The following is a 16,342-nucleotide window of genomic DNA, read 5'->3' as shown; positions in this document are numbered from 1 at the left end:
TCTACTCTATAAACCTCAATGCCTTATCTGGTAAAATTGCGCGGTTTTCAACTATCCAGATTACGCTGGGGAGATTATGGCCAATATCGTTGTATCCGCACTCTATCAATTTGTTCGCTTCGAGGAGTGTGAAGCACTGCGTCAGCCTCTGTTAGAGTTCCTGAACGAGCAAGATATTCGCGGCACATTAATCCTAGCTAAAGAGGGTATAAACGGCACAGTCTCTGGTAGCCGTGAAGCGATCGATGCGCTCTACGCATGGTTTAAAGAGCACCCACCGCTGGATCAGGTGAGCTCCAAAGAGTCGTTCTTTGATGAGCAACCGTTCTACCGCACCAAGGTAAAACTGAAACGTGAAATCGTTACCATGGGTGTTGAAGGCATCGATCCACTGAAAACCGTCGGCACCTATGTCAAACCTAACGAGTGGAATGACCTGATTTCCGATCCAGAAGTACTGTTGGTCGACACACGTAATGACTACGAAGTGGATATCGGTACGTTTAAAGGCGCGATCAACCCTCATACCGACACCTTCCGAGACTTCCCTAGCTACGTTAAAGAGCAGCTAGACCCTAGCAAGCATAAAAAAGTCGCCATGTTCTGTACGGGCGGTATCCGTTGTGAAAAGTCGACCGCGTTTCTCCGTGAACAGGGCTTTGATGAGGTCTACCACCTAGAGGGCGGTATTCTTAAATACCTTGAAGAAGTACCTGCCGATAACTCGATGTGGGATGGTGAATGTTTCGTCTTTGACAACCGTGTATCGGTTGGACACGGTTTAGAACCCGGTGACTACCAGCTCTGTCACGCCTGTCGTATGCCGCTATCCGCTGAAGATCGTCAGAATGAGCACTTCCAAGAGGGGTTAAGTTGTCACCACTGCTACGACAAAGTAACCGATAAGCAGCGCAAACGTTTTCAGGAGCGCCAGCACCAGCTCGAATTAGCAAAGGCGCGCGGCGAACACCACTTGGGTAAAGACGCTGTGCACGATTTCGAACAGCGTCGCCAAGAGAAAAAAGCCAAACGCGAAGCTCAGCGCAAAGCTAATCAGTAATGGCAGAGTTCAATGCAAGATAACCAGCATATTATCCTGCATTGATACCCTATCGTCTGTGAGTCTTAAAGATCAGCCAGCGGATTCACCGGCCATGGCGCTTCAAAGAACGCTTCAACAACGGCTGACTCCACAGTATCAACCGACTTGAACATCCAGTTTGGACTGCGATCCTTATCGACCAACAGTGCTCGAACGCCCTCAGGAAATTCAGGGTGTTGGCAGCACTGAACGGCCAGTACCAGTTCGGACATAAACACCTCTTTTAAAGAGAGATGACGAGTGCGTTTCAACTGCTCAGCAATTAAATGAACCGACAGAGGCGACCCGTGAGTGATCGCCTTTTGTGATCGTTGAATCCATGGATCGTCACTCTCAATGTTGGCCATTGCTTGCATCAACTGAGTTAAGTCATCCTGATCAGTCACCGATTGAATGAAATCATAGTGATCTTGAATCGGTGACTCTTGTCGAAACGCCGCTTGCGACTGCTGCTCTAACTGGCGAAGCGTCTGGTTGACCGTCTGAACACTATCACAGTGCCATTCGGCTGATTGGAGGCCAGTCACCATCTCAGTGTATCGCGCCGATTCAATAAAGCGATCCGCTAACCCTAAGAACAACGCATCCGCCGCGAAGATAGGGTTACCCGTTAAACCCAAGAAGAGTCCTGTACGACCCGGCATCCTGTTCAGAAAGAATGAACCACCAACATCGGGGAAGAGCCCAATCGTCACCTCTGGCATCGCCATGTGTGACGTCTCTGTCACGATACGGTGGCTGCAGCCATTCATCAGCCCCATACCACCGCCCATCACTATGCCACTGCCCCAACAGATGATCGGTTTAGGGAAGGTGTGAATGCGGTAGTCCAGACGGTACTCGTGTGTGAAGTATTCGGTCGGGAAGTTGGGGTTATCGCCTGAGGTAATCGAGCGGTAGAGTCTAACCACATCCCCGCCGGCACAAAATGCCTTTTCTCCGACGCTAGTTAATAGCACCGCTTTGATGCAGTCATCCTTTGCCGCCTGGTCCAGACGAGGCTCGATCAGCTGAATCATCTCCAACGTCAACGCATTGAGGGACTTCTCAGCATTCAGGGAGATCTCTAACAGCTTATAACCATCTTGGGTGGGGTATTCGTGAAACTGAACAACGCTCATTGCCATGACTCTTATGATTTAACGACAAGGGACAGCCTACTTAAGAGCGGGACGATGTCAAAATCTATTTGCAAAACCTTATTGCAAATGCAAATGATTCTCATGTAGAATCGCATCATTACTTCAATAAATTAGTAGTAATGATTCTCAAATGTTCTAAGGCTCTTATTTAAGGAATGAGTAAGGCCGGTTTATAATTCGCAGCTCAAGGAGAAACAAACATGTGGATTCGTCGTATTAGCGCGGTTGCAGCACTCTGTTTTACAACCACTGCCGTCGCTGACATTAACCTCTATTCATCACGTAAAGAGGCCCTGATTCAACCATTACTGAATCAGTTTACCGAGAAGACAGGTATCGAAGTACGCCTGCTCACCGGTAAAGATGATGCACTGTTAAGCCGTTTGAAGATGGAAGGTGGCGCCTCCCCTGCGGATCTTCTTATCACTGCAGACGTTGCACGTCTTCACCGCGCGAAAGAGATGGGTCTAACTCAGCCGGTTGAATCCACTGCATTGAACGAGGCGATTCCTGCCAACCTGCGCGACAGTGACAACCACTGGTTTGGTATGACCAGTCGAGCTCGCCCAATCATCTATGCCAAAGATCGAGTTAATCCAGAACAACTCAGTACCTACGAAGCACTAACCGATGAGCAGTGGAAAGGTCGTATCTGTATTCGCTCCTCAAGCAATGTCTACAACCAGTCACTGATTGCCTCTGCGATTGCTGCTAACGGTGTCGAAGCAACAGAAGCTTGGGTTGAAGGTCTAGTGGCTAATTTTGCTCGCCCACCGGCTGGCGGTGATACTGACCAACTAAAAGCGGCAGCCGCGGGTGTCTGTGACATCGCTATTGCCAACACCTACTACTTAGCGCGTTTGGTTCGCTCTGATAAAGCGAGTGACAAAGCGGTTGCTGATCAGCTAGCGGTGTTCTGGCCCAATCAGAACGATCGCGGTACCCATTTCAACATCAGTGGTGCTGCATTGACGGCGTCATCTAAGAATCGTGACGAAACAGTTGCCCTACTTGAGTACATGGTGAGCCAGGAAGCACAAGAGTGGTACGCTGAAGTCAACAATGAGTACCCTGTCGTAGCCGGCGTTGAGCCATCCAATGTACTAAAAGCCTTTGGCACAGCTAAGAGCGATGACGTTGCACTGTCTAAGCTTGGCGAACTGAACCAAGAAGCGCTTCGCCTTATGGATCGTGCTGGCTGGAAGTAAAACAGATGAGAGTTAACTATCAATAGTATCCGTGCAAATTGGGTAGCCTTATCGATCGCCGGTCTGGTTGCCCTTCCCATTCTAACCGTTGTTAGTCAGTCCCTATTTGCTGGATCTGAGGCTTTCTCTCACCTTCTTGATACCGTCCTCGCCGACTACGTTCTCAACTCATTAATCCTGATGGCCGGTGTCGGTATCGGCACCGTCATTATGGGAGCACCGGCTGCCTGGTTGGCAGCGATGTGTGACTTCCCCGGTCGTCGTTGGCTCGATTGGGGAATGCTACTGCCTTTAGCCATGCCCGCCTATGTCATCGCCTATACCTATACCGGTATGCTCGACTTTGCCGGCCCAGTACAAACCCTGCTGCGCGAACTGACCGGTTGGGGCTATGGTGACTACTGGTTCTGGGAGATTCGATCGCATAGCGGTGCCATTGCTATGTTGGTGCTGGTGCTCTATCCCTACGTCTACCTGATGGCTCGCGCGACCTTCCTTGAGCAGTCAGCCGTTAGCTTTGAAGCCTCTCGCAATCTTGGTTACTCACCCTTCAGGGCCTTTCTAAAAGTCGCCATTCCTATGGCAAGACCCGCCATCATTGCCGGTGTCAGCCTAGCCCTAATGGAGACATTGGCCGATTACGGTACGGTGCAATACTTTGGCATTCCGACCTTCTCAACAGGTATCTTTAGAACCTTCTATGGCTTTGGTGATGCCAATGGTGCGGCACAGTTAGCCAGTCTGTTGCTAGTGTTCGTAGCGACATTGATCTTTGTCGAGCGCTATTCACGACGCAAACTGAGCTACAACGTCCGAGCAGGATCTCGAGCGATGGCTAGCCGAATTCAGCTTAAGGGTGGACGCGCTTGGCTGGCGGCTCTGGCTTGTTTCATTCCGTTTTTCTTTGGCTTCTTGTTGCCGGCCGGTCAACTGCTCTCTTGGTCGGTGTTTGATGCGCAAATGCCCTGGAGTGACTTCCTCAGCCTCTCTTGGAACTCTTTCTATTTGGCAGGTCTTGCAGCGCTAATCGCCCTTGTTCTGGCCACGCTGCTGGCGTACACCCAACGCTTTAACAGTGGCTCATTGGTGAAACAGGCCACACAGTTCGCCGCACTGGGCTACGCACTGCCGGGTACCATTATTGCCATTGGGGTCTTAGCACCTTTAGTGTTTGTGGATCAGAGTCTGCTTGCTCTCTCCGAACGCTTCGGCTTAGGTATGAGCGGGTTGATCTTCAGTGGCACTCTGTTTGCCCTGTTGATCGCCTACACCGTGCGCTTTTTAGCCGTCGCGCTTGGCAGTGTGCAGTCTGGCTTGGGGCAAATTAGCCCTAGCCTGGATGAAGCGGCCAAAGGGATGGGACGATCCCCCTTTCAAGTGTTGCGACAAATCCATGCGCCCTTAATGAAGAGCAGTCTTCTAACTGCACTACTGGTGGTCTTTGTTGACGTCCTCAAAGAGCTGCCGGCTACGTTAATGCTGCGCCCGTTCGACTTTAACACCCTGGCCGTTCGCGCCTTTGAGCTGGCTTCGGATGAACAGCTTATCGAGGCGGCACCACCCTCATTAATGATCGTTGCCGTTGGGCTAGTCCCAGTTTTGTTGTTGAATCGTGCCATAAGCCGCCACAAGCACTAAGGAACTCTATGAGTATTGAGTCAAACATACCGACATCTACACACCTAAGTATTGAGAATGCTTATGCCGGGTATGCTGATCTGTCGGTTGTGAATGGGGTCACACTGAACATTCAACAGGGCGAACTCATCTGCCTGTTGGGGCCCAGTGGCTGTGGCAAATCTTCGCTACTGCGTTGCATTGCAGGATTTCACGCGCTCTCTAGCGGCAGCATCATGCTGGGCACAAAACGTCTGGATGATGGAAAGTCTCAACTCCCGCCGGAACAGCGCAACATCGGTATGGTGTTTCAGGACATCGCTCTGTTTCCCCATCTTAGCGTCAGGGAAAACATTGAGTTCGGACTGTTTGAGTGGTCAAGCCAACAGGCTAAAGCCCGAAGTGAGCAGTTACTTACAATGATCGGCCTACAAGGCATGGGCGGTCGTTACCCACATGAGCTATCAGGTGGACAACAGCAACGTGTCGCCTTAGCGAGAGCACTGGCACCCAAACCCGATCTACTGCTACTCGATGAGCCCTTTTCTGGCTTGGACGCCGCACTGCGAGATGAGCTCATTCCGGAAATTGCCGAGCTACTAAAGCAAGAGCAAATTACCACGCTGATGGTGTCACACGATCAGGCAGAGGCCTTTGCTTTTGCAGATCGCGTTGCGGTTATGAATCAAGGCAAGCTGGAACAGATCAGCCTGCCTGAAGCGATCTATTACGAGCCGAAAAGCCGGTTTGTAGCTGAATTCATCGGCGAAGGTGAGTTCATAAAAGCAGAGTACGTCGATACCCAGCATGTGAACTCTCTGTTTGGCCAGAGCCGCTCAACCACCGAGGTGAGTGAGGCACCCTACAATAAAGAGCTATTTATACGACCGGATGATGTCGAGATTGTTGAACAGAGCGAGGTTAGCGCACAGGTAGAATCCAAGCGTTTTCGTGGTGGGCAATCTCTATTGAGTGTGCTCTTGGAGGATGGCCAGTCACTTGCGGTGACCTGTCATGCAGTTCAAGCCCCCAGCGTGGGTGATACGGTCTATCTAGCATTGAAACAACACCGATTTTTAGTCACGGATGACCTAGGTAAAATTGAACCTAAAAACGAGGCCCGCTAAGATGTCTCTTAGCGTCTGAACAGTAAACATTGACGAGAACAACTATGTCTTCAAGCAACCAAGAACTTAAAAAAGCGGGACTCAAAGCGACTCTTCCGCGCATCAAGATTTACCAGCTACTCGAAGATGCCAATGAGAATGACCATTGGAGTGCTGAAGACATCTACAAGCACCTCATGCTTCAGGGCGAAGAGATAGGTTTAGCCACGATCTACCGTGTTCTGACTCAGTTTGAAGCGGCCGGTCTTGTTATGCGTCACCGTTTTGAGAACGGCCACTCAGTCTTTGAGCTGGCGTCGGATGACAACCACGATCACATCGTCTGTGTTAAAACCGGTGAAGTTAAAGAGTTTAACGACCCCATCATCAACGCTCGCATCGAAGAGATCGCGAAAGAGCACGGCTATGAGATGACCGGTCGAACTCTTCACATCTACGGCCTTAAGAAGAGCTAATGCAGGCTACGGGCGATCGCTCTTTACAGGCAAAGTTCACCATCTCTCTATTGATGTTGGCTCTGTGCCTGGTTGCCCTATTCAGCCTGACCATTGGCTCATCAAACACTTCTCTCGCCAGCTCACTTTGGGCGTTAATGCAGGGCGAAGCCATCGGCATTCAAGAGCAGGTCATCCTGTTTGATATTCGCGCCCCCAGAACAGTCATGGGCCTATTGGTCGGCGCTAGCTTAGCTGTCTCGGGTGCCATTATGCAGGGGCTGTTCCGCAACCCTTTGGCTGATCCAGGTCTTATTGGTGTCAGCTCCGGTGCAGGTTTGGGTGCCGTGACAGCCATTGTCATAGGTGGGCTGTTACCCATCTCACTCTTAAATAGTATCGGTGGATTTCTGGTCCCAATCGCGGCCTTCTTAGGTGGCTGGGGCTGTATGCTGATTCTCTACAAGATCGCGACGCGTCAAGGCAGAACCTCGGTCGCCGTGATGCTGTTAGCTGGCTTAGCACTCAGCGCCTTTGCTGCGGCACTGTCGGGATTGTTGATCTACTACTCCAACGACAGTCAGTTGCGTAACCTAACCTTCTGGAATCTTGGCTCCATTGCCGGTGCTAGTTGGAGCTCACTGAAAGTCGCTGGGCCGTTGATGCTAATCTCGCTACTGTTAGCTCCGTTACTCGCTTCTGGCTTAAACCGTTTAGCGCTGGGTGAAGCCGCTGCCATGCATTTAGGCGTTTCGGTGCAGCGTCTTAAACGAGCCGCTATCCTACTGGTTGGATTATCCGTTGGGGTCGCCGTAGCCGTTTCAGGTGCGATCGGATTTGTCGGCATCATCGTGCCCCACCTGCTGCGCCTGGTCATAGGACCAAACCATCGCTATCTACTGCCTGCCGCGGCACTGTTAGGCGCTATTGCTCTTATGTTAGCCGACATTCTCAGTCGTACACTGATTGCACCGGCGGAGCTACCCATCGGCATTGTCATGGCGATATTGGGTGGGCCATTCTTCCTCTACCTGCTGCTGCGTAATCGTAATCTGCTGGATCTCTAATCATGATTATCACCAAGGATCTCAGCGTAGGATTCCACCAAACCGAGGTACTGTCGAAGGTCGATTTTCGCGCCGAACCGGGGCAGTTGGTCTCGATTGCAGGACCGAATGGATCGGGGAAAACCACCCTATTAAGGGCACTCTCAGGTGAAATTGATTACCGAGGCGAGATTCATTTTGATGGCGAAAACCTAGCTGATCTTTCACACCAAACACTCGCCAAACGCCGCGCGATTCTACCGCAAGCGACCCAGTTGGCTTTCCCCTTTACTGTGTTGGAAGTGGTACAGATGGCGGACCTAGATCGCCGATCAGAACGTCCATTTCAGGCTCTCCAGCGTGTCGGTTTAGAAGGCTTTGAATCACGTTTTTATCAAGAGCTCTCTGGCGGTGAGAAACAGCGCGTTCAACTGGCACGTATTCTGGTACAAGTCTGGCAGCCTGTGATCGATGGTAAAGCCAACTGGCTGCTGCTCGATGAGCCAGTCTCCTCTTTGGATATCGGTCACCAAATCGAAGTCATGCAGATTGCCAGAGAGTATGCCAATGCCGGTGGTGGCGTCATCTGTGTCATGCACGATTTGAACTTGGCTGCGATGTTCTCAGACAGCATTGCTCTATTTGAGAAGGGGCGCCTGCTGATTCAAGATACACCGAATACCGTTTTAACCGATGAGACGCTTTCACGAGCTTATCAATGGCCCGTTCGAGTGAATCGCACACCGAAAGAACCCATACCCTTCGTTCTGCCGCAAACCGCTAAGAGCGATTAAAATATCTGCTTAAGGAGATCATCATGTATAGAAAAACTGCACTTGTTCTAGCATCACTGAGTATCACCGCTTGCGCCACGGCACCCGATCTTCGCTTTAATAGCACCGAAGAGATCAGCGACCGTCTAATTGAGAAGGACAAGGCCGCGATCGAGAAACAGCTCGGACAACCTCGTTCGATCGCACAAGAGGGACCACACACTTGGGTCTGGACGTACCACTCTGACATGATGCCCAATAAGAGTCCAAACCAAGGGAAGTGCGAGCTAATCATCACCTTCGATGACGACAAACCGATTAAAGCGGTGGTTAACTCAACTGAGTACTCACCCTTTGTGCAGGAGCTGCAGACCTGTAACGATCTGGTACAGCAGCTGCAATAAACACCCTAAATTCTGTTAAACAGCTGGGTAGATCTGTTGCGGATCAATGGTCGCCGAACCGGCCTCGGAACTGAGCCAGATCTGCCCATCAGTAATCGAAGCACTGATTTGTGCACCGCGCTGAGCAAGCGCTGTTAACGCTTCTCTTTGATCCACACTGATGCGATAGATCGTCAAATCCTTTTGACTGGCGACCAATTTTTTCACACTCTGCCACCAAGGATCGAAAGCCTGATCAGATCCATAGGTAATCAAAACAGTCTCTTGTGAACGGTTGCAGGCTCTCTTTAAACGCTTTTCACTCGGCAAGCCCACCTCTAACCAGAGTTCGATCTCATCAGCGTAACTCTTTAACCATAGATCAGGTTCGTCCTCTTCGCAGAGACCGCGAGTAAACTCTAGACGCTCTTGCGCGTTCATAACAAACGCTAGCAAACGCATCATCATGCGCTCGTCGGTCTCTGAAGGGTGTCTTGCCAACGTCAGCGAATGATCCGCGTAGTAGTTACGATCCATATCAGCAATTTGCAGAAAGATTTTAAAAACGGTGGAATTTTGCGCCATTTCTGTCCCCTAAAAACACGCTGTCATTAGTGACAGATAAAAAAGTTACGACTTAACTGGATTTTACTACAAAGTGGTCTATGCTGACTCTAACTTGTTGCGAATGCGATTTTCTATTTACAGGCCAGTAACAAAAACAAATTTAAAGCTGGATTTTTATGCTCGAACGTTTAAAACAGATACCCCTTTGGCTGAAATTAATTATGCTCGCTACGCAAGGTCTATTCTTGTTTGCGGTTGTGGTCACTTTATACGGGTTCTACTCTGACAAGACTCGTCATCAAGCGTATGATCAAGCGACGCAACAGCAGAAGCTCTATCGCGAAGCAATTACCAAACTGGGTGATTTTCGAGGGGTATGTACACTTAAGCGAATTAAAACCGACCCATCGAAAGAGCTGACTCAGCTCTGTGAGAGCGCTGAATTGCAACTAGTCGAAGCATTAGAGTCGCTGGATTACCCGGCTTATGAGATAGAGCAAATCCTCTCAGTCGAAGGCCAGTATTTCGAGGTCTTTTTAAAGAAAACAGCCTATTCTGAGCAACTGTTAACACAGCTTTTTCAAATCTACCGAGACTCAGGCGTTCAGTTGGAGGAAAATATCCTCTCTTACACATCAGGGCGAACTATCTTTATACACCTACCCGATCTGATTGAAAAATTGGGTGTCGTTCGCGGCATAACGGGATTATCCAATTCTGGCCTGGTCTCACGCAATAATCTTTACATTGCAGAAGGTCGAGTTACGGAGATCCTTATCAACACCCGAAACACCTTAGAAGCCTTCGAACAGGCCAATGCAAGTAGCTCCCCGTCAGAATTATTACTCGATTTTGAAATCATCGAACAGCATATCGTTGAGCATTTTGAGCGATTAGATCGATACCGTTTCATGGAGTTGAGGGATCCAACCAAAGACTACGATCTCGATCTCTTTTTAAAAGCGACTGAGATTATTGATCAGATACAGACTCTATACGATGACACAGAAGCAACCTATGCGGGTCTGTTGGCAGTAGAACAAAACAAAACTCATCAATACGCCATCTCCTCTTCTCTCTTATTTGTAATTGCTCAGTTACTTTTAATACTGATGTTCCGATTTATGTTACGAGCCATTCACCAGATTGAAGAGACCTCTGAACAAGCGACTAAAGCGTCAGCATCCCTATCTAAAACGCTTAAACAGCAAGATAAGATGTTCGCCATTATTGGGCATGAACTCAGAACCCCAGCGGCTGCACTCAATATGCAACTGAATGAATTGCAACTTAAAGAGCAGCAAAACCAACAAGTTAAAGAGGCGCATGCCACATCACAGCATCTGCTCGAAGTACTGGATGATATGCGAGTTGGCACCGACACATCATTAATTATGGAGAGTCGCGTCGAAACTCAACTGTCAGTCTATCGATTAATTAAAGAGGCAAGCCACACGCTCTTTTACACTGCCGATCGGTTTGGGATAGATATTCAAGTTCGCGGCATGAGTGATGATCTGCATGTTGGCTATAAAAAACAGATTCGCCAGATCATTATTAATATGACTAAAAACGCCATCGTGCACAGTCAAGGTACCCAGGTCATTCTGGATCTGAGTTATACCTCGGCCGAAGATCAAACCAACTATCAATTGCAGATTATTGATAATGGCAAAGGCATTCCCGACAAAGACGTTGAGCGTCTGTTCGAAGCCTTTGAACGAGGCGACACTAAAGCGTCCGGAACCGGTCTCGGTCTGCATATCAGTCGCGAACTTGCACGCAGTTTATCTAATGGAGATTTGGTCTTCAGCCCTAACCCTGAAGGGGGTGCCATCTTTACCCTGAGTTTCACACTCAAACAGGCCAAACACGAAGAAGCAGCAGCAGCAGCAGCAGCAGCAGCAGCAAAAGAGCATGCAATCAAAGGCAAAAAGATACTACTGGTCGAAGATACCGCCACATTAAGAATGCTGGGCAAAACCATACTGACACGCGAGGGTGCCGAGGTGGTTGATGTAGAGAACGGTCAATTAGCCCTAGACGCCTACTCTAAGCAGAGCTTTGACCTAATCATTACTGACATCATGATGCCGATAATGGATGGCTATGAACTGACCGAAACGCTGAGATCCTGGGGTGCAACGCTTCCGATTATTGGGGTTACCGGTGCCACGGTGGGTAATGAGGCAGACAACCTGCTGGCGAAAGGGGCCGATCGAGTGATGCCGAAGCCTTTGAATCTCGACCAATTAGAGACTGCGCTTAAAGAGATAGAGGCGAATTAACTACCCCGTTGGAGCGATCTTGCAAAGGTCGCGATGCTTTACCGTTCATCGCCTCATCTACGATAAGGCTCCAACAAGAGCGTTTAGAGAGACTGTACGAACCGTTGGAGCGATCTTGCAAAGGTCGCGATACTTTAACGCTCATCGCCTCCTCTTCGAGAAAGCTCCAACAAGAGCGTTTAGAGAGACTGCACGAACCGTTGGAGCGATCTTGCAAAGGTCGCGATGCTTTACCGTTCATCGCCTCATCTACGATAAGGCTCCAACAAAAAGCATTAACGAGAGACTGCACGAACCGTTGGAGCGATCTTGCAAAGGTCGCGATGCTTTACCGTTCATCGCCTCATCTACGATAAGGCTCCAACAAAAAGCGTTAACGAGAGACTGTACGAACCGTTGGAGCGATCTTGCAAAGGTCGCGATACTTTAACGCTCATCGCCTCCTCTTCGAGAAAGCTCCAACAGATATAGGGCAAGGTTTAGCAGATACGCTCACCGGTTTGGATATCAAACGCGACCGCTTTCGCCGTATTAACCTGCACCTCTGTACCAGCGCCTGCCGTCATGCCCGCTTTAGGAGAAAGGCGTGAGTGAACATCAATGCCGTTCCATTGACCAATTGCCATGGTGTCAGCCCCCATAGGCTCCACAACATCAAAGTCCAGCTTCATGCTGTGCAACCAATCCTGATCTTCAGGTGCCGGCTTAGGCTCGGTAATCATCTCTGGACGAATACCCAACACCACACGATCAAGGCCTTTTGCAGCAATGGCCTCGGCACATGGTAGTTTTAGGTGATGAGTTTCACCCGCAGATTCAACAACCGCTTGCCCCTCTTTGATGTCGACCTCAATAAAGTTCATCGGCGGCGAGCCCATGAATCCTGCGACAAACATATTGGCTGGGTTGTTGTAGATCTCGTCCGGAGTACCCAACTGCTGCACGATGCCATCTTTCATAACGGCAATACGATCAGCCAGAGTCATCGCTTCGATCTGATCGTGCGTCACGTAAACAATGGTCGTGCCAAGACGCTTGTGCAGCTTCTTGATTTCAGTACGCATCTCTACACGCAACTTAGCATCCAAGTTCGATAGAGGCTCGTCGAATAGGAAAACCCGCGGCGAACGCGCTAGGGCACGGCCCATGGCAACACGTTGACGCTGACCACCCGAAAGCTGGCTCGGCTTACGATCCAGTAGGTGATCGATCTGAAGCAGCTTAGCCACCTCGTTGACGATGCGATCACGCTCCTCTTTAGGGACTTTACGCATCTCAAGGCCAAAGGAGATGTTGCGCGCAACGTTCATTGTTGGGTAGAGCGCGTAGCTTTGGAAAACCATCGCAATGTCGCGATCTTTTGGCGAGGCCAAAGTCACATCCTTACCCGCCAACTCAAGCGTACCACTGGTCGCATCTTCAAGACCCGCAATGATATTCATCAGCGTCGACTTACCACAGCCTGATGGACCCACCAGGATGAGGAATTCACCATCCTGAATGTCGATGTTGATCCCTTTTAGGATGTCTGTTTCACCAAAGGATTTAGTGACGTTATCGATTAATAGAGAGCCCATAATAGTTATCCTTTTACCGCGCCAGCTGTCAGGCCGCGTACAAAATATTTACCTGCAAAGATGTAGACCAGTAGAGTGGGAAGCGCTGCAATCACGGCAGCCGCCATATCGACGTTGTACTCTTTACCGCCCATCGATGTATTAACTAGGTTGTTCAGTGCCACTGTGATCGGCTGCGTACCCGGACCTGAGTAGACCACGCCAAATAGGAAGTCGTTCCAGATCTGGGTAAACTGCCAAATGATCGTTACCGTGAAGATAGGTAGAGATACCGGCAAGAAGATGTGGCGGAAAATCTGGAAGAAGCTTGCGCCATCCAGTTGCGCCGCTTTCACCAACTCCGTCGGTACAGAGACATAGAAGTTACGGAAGAAGAGCGTCGTAAACGCAACCCCGTAGATCACATGCACCAGAACCAGACCGGTTACTGTGTTGGCCAAGCCCAATTCAGCCAGTAGACGCGCCATCGGTAGCAAAATCACCTGAAACGGAATGAAGCAGCCAAACAGCAACATACCAAACATTAGGTCGCTGCCGCGGAAACGCCATTTAGAGAGCACGTAGCCGTTCAGCGCACCGATCACGGTCGACAGAATGACGGCCGGAACAACGATCTTCACACTGTTCATAAAGAAGGGTGCTAGACCCTGACACTCGGAACCGGTACACGCACTGCTCCACGCTTTGATCCAAGCGTAAAGGGTTGGATCCTGTGGCAGTGCCAGTAGGTTACCGCTACGAATCTCTTCGATGTCTTTAAACGAGGTTGTCAGCATCACATAGAGTGGCGCTAGGTAGAACAGCGCAAACGCAAGCAGACAGCCATAAATAAATAGACGACCTAAGTTAAATGAACGATTAGCGACCATTTTTTCCACCTCGTAGTTCTGAGTAGAGGTACGGCACAATAATCGCCAACACACCCATCAACATAATCATCGCACTGGAGGCACCCACACCCATCTGCGCTCGGTTAAAGGCGTAGGTGTACATAAAGTTAGCCGGTAGGTCAGACGCGTAACCCGGACCACCGCCAGTCAACGCTTGCACCAGGTCAAAGCTCTTAATCGCAATGTGAGAGAGAATGACAATCGCACTGAAGAAGACCGGACGCAGAATAGGCAGAATCACATACCAATAGGCTTTCATCTTGCTCGCGCCGTCAATCTCAGCTGCTTTAATCAAGCTGTCGTCAACACCACGAAGGCCCGCAAGGAACATCGCCATAACAAAACCACTCGACTGCCATACCGCTGCAATCACGATGGTGTAGATCGCCATGTCCTGCTCAACCAGCCAGCGGAACTCGAAGTTCTCGAAGCCTAAATCACGGACCAGTTTCTCAAGACCTAGACCTGGGTTGAGGATCCACTTCCAGGCCGTACCCGTGACCACAAACGAGACCGCCATGGGGTAGAGATAGATGGTACGCAGCGTACCCTCTAAACGAATTTTTTGATCCAGTAGGATCGCTAGGAACAGACCTAGCAGTAACGAGACCGCGATAAACAGAACGCCAAACACTACCAGGTTATTCAGAGCCACATCCCAACGAGGGTTGGCAAACAGCTTGGCGTATTGATCAAAGCCGACAAAGTCCCACTGAGGCAACATTCGACTCTTGGTAAAAGATAGCGCTCCGGTCCAAATCATAAAGCCATACATACAGACCAACATCACCGCAGTGGTGGGGGCTAGCACGATTTTTGGCAATAAGGACTCTAGCGTCATTGGCTTTTTAGCCTTTGACACACTCATCGTGAATCTCCTAAAAAAGTAAATAAGAGCCCCCAGGGTTGAGGGCTCTTGGTCGGATTACATCGCTGCTTGGATAGAAGCGATTAGCTGAGCTTTACCCTCAGCAGCCGACTGATCTGAGTTGAAGAAGTTAGTAGCGGTATCGTAGATAGCGCCAGAAACTGCTTCAGGGACAGCCATACCGTGCGCGAAGCTTGGTACTAGACCGCCAGTTTGTGCAGAAGATACAAAGGCATCCATTGACGCGTGTGCACAGCTATCGAACTCGTCACGAGCCATGCCTAGACGTGCTGGGATAGAACCTTTGTTAAGGTTGAAGACTTTCTGGAAGTCCTGACCTAGGATCTGCTTAGCCATCTCTTGTTGAGCTTTCTGTGCGTCAGCATCAGACTGCGCGAAGAAGGCAAAAGAGTCGACGTTGAACGTGAATGAACCTGACGTGCCTGGTGCTGCAACACATGCGTAATCAACGCCTGGTGTCTTACCAGCAACAGTGAATTCACCTTTCGCCCAGTCACCCATAATCTGCATTGCAGCTTCACCGTTGATGACCATTGATGTCGCAACGTTCCAGTCACGACCTGGAGAGTTTTCATCGATTAGACCACGGATCTCACCGAATACGCGGAACACCTCTTCAGTCGTTGCGCTGTTAAGAGCGTCTGCATCTAGCTCAACGAATGCTTTCTGGTAGTACTCAGGACCGCCCACACCAAGCACAACAGCTTCAAATACAGTCGCGTCCTGCCAAGCTTGGCCACCGTGCGCTAGGGCAATGTAGCCAGCGTCTTGGATCTTTTTAGCTTGAACTAGGAAATCGTCCCAAGTTGTTGGGATGGTAGCGCCCGCTTTTTGGAAGATCTCTGGGTTAGCCCACAACCAGTTTACACGGTGTACGTTAACTGGAGCGGCAACGTATTTGCCGTCGTGTTTCATTACATCAGAAACCACACCAGGTAGAAGTGCATCCCAGTTGTTCGCTTTAGCGACGCTATCGATGTCTGATAGGAAACCTAGCTCACCCCACTCTTGGATCGATGGGCCTTTGATCTGTGCTGCAGTCGGTGGGTTACCCGATACTGCACGTGACTTAAGAACGGTCATTGCGTTCTCACCGCCACCACCAGCAACTGCGAAATCTTTCCAGCCCACACCCGCTTCAGTCAGTTTCTCTTTTAGGTATGCAACCGATTTCGCTTCACCGCCACTTGTCCAGTAGTGAAGAACTTCTACGTCAGCAGCTTGTGCTGCAGTTGATAGTGTTGCTGCAGCTACGCATGCAGCTAAAGTACGTTTGATCATTGAGTAAACCTCTTTATT

Annotated in this window: 16 protein-coding genes; 9 read left to right on the top strand and 7 right to left on the bottom strand. The window is 49.9% G+C overall.

Features of this window, described 5'->3' with window-relative positions:
• Nucleotides 1-76 precede the first annotated feature (76 nt).
• Nucleotides 77-1,060, top strand: coding sequence for a rhodanese-related sulfurtransferase (locus XMG48_RS00810; protein ID WP_173480171.1), 984 nt, complete (start codon nt 77-79; stop codon nt 1,058-1,060).
• Nucleotides 1,061-1,125: 65 nt separating this feature from the next.
• Here the strand turns inward: XMG48_RS00810 and XMG48_RS00805 are convergent, their stop codons facing one another.
• Entirely contained in the window at nt 1,126-2,223 is a 1,098-nt protein-coding gene (locus XMG48_RS00805; protein WP_173480170.1) for an enoyl-CoA hydratase/isomerase family protein, read from the bottom strand.
• Between the two features lie 221 nt (nt 2,224-2,444).
• Here XMG48_RS00805 and XMG48_RS00800 point away from each other — a divergent pair, with 221 nt between their 5' ends.
• The 7 genes from XMG48_RS00800 (at nt 2,445) to XMG48_RS00770 (ending at nt 8,853) form a co-directional block, all read left to right on the top strand.
• The gene (locus XMG48_RS00800) at nt 2,445-3,452 is read left to right on the top strand and encodes a Fe(3+) ABC transporter substrate-binding protein (protein WP_173480169.1); all 1,008 of its coding nucleotides are present in this window, start codon (nt 2,445-2,447) and stop codon (nt 3,450-3,452) included.
• Between the two features lie 180 nt (nt 3,453-3,632).
• The gene (locus tag XMG48_RS00795; RefSeq protein ID WP_371731490.1) at nt 3,633-5,090 is read left to right on the top strand and encodes an ABC transporter permease; all 1,458 of its coding nucleotides are present in this window, start codon (nt 3,633-3,635) and stop codon (nt 5,088-5,090) included.
• 8 nt (nt 5,091-5,098) lie between these two features.
• Entirely contained in the window at nt 5,099-6,196 is a 1,098-nt protein-coding gene (locus tag XMG48_RS00790; RefSeq protein WP_173480168.1) for an ABC transporter ATP-binding protein, read from the top strand.
• Nucleotides 6,197-6,240: 44 nt separating this feature from the next.
• A complete protein-coding gene (fur, locus tag XMG48_RS00785; protein ID WP_173480167.1) occupies nt 6,241-6,651 on the top strand; it encodes a ferric iron uptake transcriptional regulator in 411 nt (136 codons plus the stop codon).
• Nucleotides 6,651-7,697 (top strand): iron ABC transporter permease, encoded by a 1,047-nt coding sequence (locus XMG48_RS00780; RefSeq protein WP_173480166.1) that lies wholly within the window; start codon nt 6,651-6,653, stop codon nt 7,695-7,697. The genes fur and XMG48_RS00780 overlap by 1 nt, the downstream gene beginning before the upstream one ends.
• Nucleotides 7,698-7,699: 2 nt before the next feature.
• Entirely contained in the window at nt 7,700-8,470 is a 771-nt protein-coding gene (locus tag XMG48_RS00775; RefSeq protein WP_173480165.1) for a heme ABC transporter ATP-binding protein, read from the top strand.
• A 23-nt stretch (nt 8,471-8,493) separates the two neighbouring features.
• The gene (locus XMG48_RS00770) at nt 8,494-8,853 is read left to right on the top strand and encodes a hypothetical protein (RefSeq protein WP_173480164.1); all 360 of its coding nucleotides are present in this window, start codon (nt 8,494-8,496) and stop codon (nt 8,851-8,853) included.
• Between the two features lie 15 nt (nt 8,854-8,868).
• On the opposite strand, the gene XMG48_RS00765 is transcribed toward XMG48_RS00770, so the two are convergent.
• The gene (locus XMG48_RS00765; protein WP_173480163.1) at nt 8,869-9,417 is read right to left on the bottom strand and encodes a YaeQ family protein; all 549 of its coding nucleotides are present in this window, start codon (nt 9,415-9,417) and stop codon (nt 8,869-8,871) included.
• A gap of 158 nt (nt 9,418-9,575) precedes the next feature.
• On the opposite strand from XMG48_RS00765, the gene XMG48_RS00760 reads away from it, so the two are divergent.
• Nucleotides 9,576-11,687 carry a hybrid sensor histidine kinase/response regulator gene (locus XMG48_RS00760; RefSeq protein WP_173480162.1) on the top strand — a complete coding sequence of 704 codons (2,112 nt, stop codon included), beginning with the start codon at nt 9,576-9,578 and terminating at the stop codon, nt 11,685-11,687.
• Here XMG48_RS00760 and XMG48_RS00755 read toward each other — a convergent pair.
• From XMG48_RS00755 to XMG48_RS00735, 5 genes are all read right to left on the bottom strand, one after another.
• Entirely contained in the window at nt 11,665-11,928 is a 264-nt protein-coding gene (locus tag XMG48_RS00755) for a hypothetical protein (RefSeq protein WP_173480161.1), read from the bottom strand. The genes XMG48_RS00760 and XMG48_RS00755 overlap by 23 nt on opposite strands.
• Before the next feature lie 238 nt (nt 11,929-12,166).
• On the bottom strand, nt 12,167-13,264 hold the full coding sequence (locus tag XMG48_RS00750; RefSeq protein WP_173480160.1) for an ABC transporter ATP-binding protein: 1,098 nt from the start codon (nt 13,262-13,264) through the stop codon (nt 12,167-12,169).
• Between the two features lie 5 nt (nt 13,265-13,269).
• Nucleotides 13,270-14,133 carry a carbohydrate ABC transporter permease gene (locus XMG48_RS00745; protein WP_173480159.1) on the bottom strand — a complete coding sequence of 288 codons (864 nt, stop codon included), beginning with the start codon at nt 14,131-14,133 and terminating at the stop codon, nt 13,270-13,272.
• Nucleotides 14,123-15,022, bottom strand: a complete 900-nt coding sequence (locus XMG48_RS00740) for a carbohydrate ABC transporter permease (protein ID WP_173480158.1) — start codon at nt 15,020-15,022, stop codon at nt 14,123-14,125. The genes XMG48_RS00745 and XMG48_RS00740 overlap by 11 nt, the downstream gene beginning before the upstream one ends.
• A 57-nt stretch (nt 15,023-15,079) precedes the next feature.
• Entirely contained in the window at nt 15,080-16,324 is a 1,245-nt protein-coding gene (locus XMG48_RS00735) for an ABC transporter substrate-binding protein (RefSeq protein WP_173480157.1), read from the bottom strand.
• Nucleotides 16,325-16,342 lie beyond the last annotated feature (18 nt).

It is taken from the genome of Marinobacterium sp. xm-g-48 (assembly GCF_013282925.1).
Taxonomy (GTDB): Bacteria; Pseudomonadota; Gammaproteobacteria; order Pseudomonadales; family Balneatricaceae; genus Marinobacterium_E.
The sequence above is the reverse complement of the archived record's forward strand: the minus strand, read 5'-3'. Positions and strand labels throughout refer to the sequence as shown.

Bases quoted from the DNA above. Each gene is read 5' to 3' on its own strand.
- XMG48_RS00750 (WP_173480160.1), bottom strand. From the start codon at position 13,264: ATGGGCTCTCTATTAATCGATAACGTCACTAAATCCTTTGGTGAAACA.
- fur (WP_173480167.1), top strand. From the start codon at position 6,241: ATGTCTTCAAGCAACCAAGAACTTAAAAAAGCGGGACTCAAAGCGACT.
- XMG48_RS00755 (WP_173480161.1), bottom strand. From the start codon at position 11,928: ATGAACGGTAAAGCATCGCGACCTTTGCAAGATCGCTCCAACGGTTCG.
- XMG48_RS00795 (WP_371731490.1), top strand. From the start codon at position 3,633: ATGGCCGGTGTCGGTATCGGCACCGTCATTATGGGAGCACCGGCTGCC.
- XMG48_RS00735 (WP_173480157.1), bottom strand. From the start codon at position 16,324: ATGATCAAACGTACTTTAGCTGCATGCGTAGCTGCAGCAACACTATCA.
- XMG48_RS00780 (WP_173480166.1), top strand. From the start codon at position 6,651: ATGCAGGCTACGGGCGATCGCTCTTTACAGGCAAAGTTCACCATCTCT.
- XMG48_RS00810 (WP_173480171.1), top strand. From the start codon at position 77: ATGGCCAATATCGTTGTATCCGCACTCTATCAATTTGTTCGCTTCGAG.
- XMG48_RS00770 (WP_173480164.1), top strand. From the start codon at position 8,494: ATGTATAGAAAAACTGCACTTGTTCTAGCATCACTGAGTATCACCGCT.
- XMG48_RS00800 (WP_173480169.1), top strand. From the start codon at position 2,445: ATGTGGATTCGTCGTATTAGCGCGGTTGCAGCACTCTGTTTTACAACC.
- XMG48_RS00775 (WP_173480165.1), top strand. From the start codon at position 7,700: ATGATTATCACCAAGGATCTCAGCGTAGGATTCCACCAAACCGAGGTA.
- XMG48_RS00765 (WP_173480163.1), bottom strand. From the start codon at position 9,417: ATGGCGCAAAATTCCACCGTTTTTAAAATCTTTCTGCAAATTGCTGAT.
- XMG48_RS00805 (WP_173480170.1), bottom strand. From the start codon at position 2,223: ATGAGCGTTGTTCAGTTTCACGAATACCCCACCCAAGATGGTTATAAG.
- XMG48_RS00745 (WP_173480159.1), bottom strand. From the start codon at position 14,133: ATGGTCGCTAATCGTTCATTTAACTTAGGTCGTCTATTTATTTATGGC.
- XMG48_RS00760 (WP_173480162.1), top strand. From the start codon at position 9,576: ATGCTCGAACGTTTAAAACAGATACCCCTTTGGCTGAAATTAATTATG.
- XMG48_RS00740 (WP_173480158.1), bottom strand. From the start codon at position 15,022: ATGAGTGTGTCAAAGGCTAAAAAGCCAATGACGCTAGAGTCCTTATTG.
- XMG48_RS00790 (WP_173480168.1), top strand. From the start codon at position 5,099: ATGAGTATTGAGTCAAACATACCGACATCTACACACCTAAGTATTGAG.